Origin of the sequence: Sulfitobacter sp. HI0129, from assembly GCF_001635395.1 — a bacterium.
Lineage (GTDB): Bacteria > Pseudomonadota > Alphaproteobacteria > Rhodobacterales > Rhodobacteraceae > Sulfitobacter.
Genome location: NZ_LWGH01001143.1, coordinates 1 through 996, shown reverse-complemented (window position 1 = coordinate 996; position 996 = coordinate 1). Strand labels below are relative to the sequence as shown.

1 pseudogene is annotated in these 996 nt (G+C 62.0%); it reads right to left on the bottom strand.

Annotated elements, in window-relative coordinates:
• Positions 1-49 precede the first annotated feature (49 nt).
• Positions 50-996, bottom strand: a pseudogene (locus A3764_RS23775) (IS3 family transposase); the annotation flags it as partial.

Sequence of the window (996 nt, the reverse complement as noted above, 5' to 3'; positions counted from 1 at the left end):
CGTCTTCATCGGTCACATTGTGGACTTGCCCGGCTTTTGTGGAGAGCGTTTAGCTCACTTCCCGTGCCTTTCGCTCGAAGGCGATGGGGCTCTGGAAGCCGAGCGACGAATGGCGCCTGACGGGGTTATAGAACCCGTTGATGTATCTGGCGACAGCGTTTTCGGCCTGAGCGCGTGTCTGCCACGCGACCGGCCAGATCAGCTCCGACTTGATGGTCTTGAAGAACGTCTCGACCATCGCGTTGTCATAGCAGTTCCCGCGCCCGCTCATTGAGATAAGAAGGCCTCGTTTTCGGAGCAGTGCCTGATAGTCGACAGAGCAGTATTGCGACCCGCGGTCGGAATGATGGACCAGCCCCGTCGCAGGGTTGCGAGCCACCAAGGCACGCCGCAGAGCTTCGACCGCAAGATCGCGCTTCAGGCGGTCACTCGTGGCCCAGCCGACGACGCGCCGCGAGAAGAGGTCGAGAACGATGGCGAGGTAGAGCCAACCCTCTGCCGTCCAGATATAGGAGATGTCCGCCCCCCACTTCCTGTCCGGGCCATCCGCCGTGAAGTCCTGCGCCACCAGATTGGGCGCGACAGGCCAAGCATGTTCGCTGTCCGTCGTGCGCTTGAAGCGCCGCTTCTGACGCGCGATCAACTGGTTCTCGCGCATGAGACGCGCTGTGCGATGCCGCCCGATCTCGTGCCCTTCGTCGACGAGGTCGCGGTGCATCCAGGGGCTGCCGTAGGTGCCATTCGACAGCGCGAAGGCCGTTCGGATATGGGCCAGATAGACCATGTCCTGCTGCTGACGACGACAGGCGGGACGCTCCTGCCAGGCGAAGAACCCGCTCTGGCTAACGCCGAGGACACCGCACATCCGGCTGATCGGGAAGCTGGCCTTCTCCGCTTCGATGAAGCCGAAGGTCATCGACTTCCCTCTTTCGCGAAGAAGGCCGCGGCTTTTTTTAGAATGTCGCGCTCCTGCTTCAGGACCGCATTCTCTCGCCG